This window comes from Pseudomonas carassii, from assembly GCF_036324045.1.
In the GTDB taxonomy this organism is placed as follows: domain Bacteria; phylum Pseudomonadota; class Gammaproteobacteria; order Pseudomonadales; family Pseudomonadaceae; genus Aquipseudomonas; species Aquipseudomonas peradeniyensis.
This window is the reverse complement of record NZ_JAZDCT010000086.1, coordinates 1-1,562: the sequence shown is the minus strand read 5'-3', so window position 1 is coordinate 1,562 and position 1,562 is coordinate 1. Positions and strand designations below refer to the sequence as shown.

Annotated in this window: 2 protein-coding genes; both read left to right on the top strand. The window is 62.1% G+C overall.

Going from position 1 to position 1,562, the window contains the following annotated elements; translation table 11 throughout:
* Positions 1-577: bacteriophage T4 gp5 trimerisation domain-containing protein (locus V0R62_RS26650; RefSeq protein ID WP_408005744.1), on the top strand; the 577-nt coding region annotated here is incomplete at its 5' end.
* Positions 574-1,491 carry a hypothetical protein gene (locus V0R62_RS26645; protein ID WP_330105826.1) on the top strand — a complete coding sequence of 306 codons (918 nt, stop codon included), beginning with the start codon at positions 574-576 and terminating at the stop codon, positions 1,489-1,491. The genes V0R62_RS26650 and V0R62_RS26645, both read left to right, overlap by 4 nt.
* Positions 1,492-1,562: the final 71 nt, after the last annotated feature.

The following is a 1,562-nucleotide window of genomic DNA, read 5'->3' as shown; positions in this document are numbered from 1 at the left end:
TTTCAACGAGCTGCGCTTCGAGGATGAGCTGGGGCAGGAAGAGGTGTTCATCCATGCGCAGCGGGATCAGAACAATCGGGTAGGCCATGACGAAACGACCTGCGTTGGCCGCAACCGCATCGAACAAGTGGGCAACGATGAGCAAATCAGCGTCGGCAACGACCTTCGCCAGGAAACCGGCAATGACCACACCCATGCCGTAGGCCGGGACTGTCATCTGAAGGTCGGCCAGGACCTGTCCGTACAGGTGAGCAATGATCGCAGTGAAACCATCGGGGTGAATCAACACACCCTCGTCGGTGGCAACAGCGAACTGCGGGTGGACGGTCATCAGCGCATTACCGTCGGCCAGGGCCTGGAGCAGCAGACAACAGTCTTTCGACTCACCGCCAGCGAACGTATCGAGCTCATAAGCCCAGGTGCAAGCCTCGTGCTCGACCAGCAGGGCCTTACGCTCAACGGATTGACGCTCAACTTTCATGGCCCTACCCAAGCAGGGGCCGAAGGCGCCGGAAATGTCACGGCACTGGAGCTCACTGCGAACAACGGCAGTGCCTGTGAGGAAAAGGGCCGATGAACGCCACTGACTTGACCCAGTTCGTCATGGATCACCACACCTCGGACCAGTACTGCCACGTGCTGATCGACCCCACTGCGGTGTCCAGCCGAAGTGACCACGCCGTGCTCGAAGGTTTACGCCAAGGGCTGGGGAAGAAAGCGCTGACGCCAATCTACAGGGCCGACCTCGCCCACGCCCCCGACACCTATCCGGTCCTGGCCTGCCTGGCGTCTCCAGGAGAACCCCTGCCGGAATCCCTGGTAGCCCTGACGGCACGGGCAAGTCTGCGGGATGTTCAGCGGCCTGGGCGCCTGGTCTGTGGCTGGCTATTCAGTGAAACGCCTGCCGCAGCCTTGGCCGAGCACATCATGACGCTGTGCGAGGTCCCGACCATGGGAACGCAGACCTGCGTCTATCCGGTATTCGAACCTGTACGCCTGGAACTGCTTGCAGCGGCCTACGAACACGCAGAGCAAATGCCATGGTGGCCCATCCACCGTTGGCTGTTCCTTACCAGCGGCGGGTTTGCCGTGCGCATGATCGGTGAGCCGTACGCCCAAAAGCCGATACCGGTCGCGGCTGGCGAAATGCAAGCCGAAGCTCCGCTGGTCCAGGCCATGCTCAGCGCCTGGCGTGCCCTGCTCCCACAGACCGATGACCGGCCTTCCCTGCCAGCGGTCGCCGCCGTGCTGGCGTACGAAGAGATCGTCCAGGCACGCAGACAGGGCTTGAGCAAGCCAGCCGACATCATTGCCCTGGCCCTCCATCAACGCTGCCTGCACCCGCAGTTGCATACCTACCCTGCGCTCCGAACGCTGATCGACAAAGCCGTGCATGCGCAGATCCCGCTGACCCAGACACTCGCCGAATACACCGAATCCAACTGGCGCTATGTCCTTGCCAACCTGCCTCAATCCGGAGTACGCCCATGACCCTCAGCAAGCGAATCGCCCACGTCATCGCCGAATCCGTCCTGCCCCACGACCAGTGCCAGGCCTGCGAA

Excerpts from the sequence above, each read along its gene's own strand:
- V0R62_RS26645 (WP_330105826.1), top strand. The coding sequence starts at position 574 with ATGAACGCCACTGACTTGACCCAGTTCGTCATGGATCACCACACCTCG.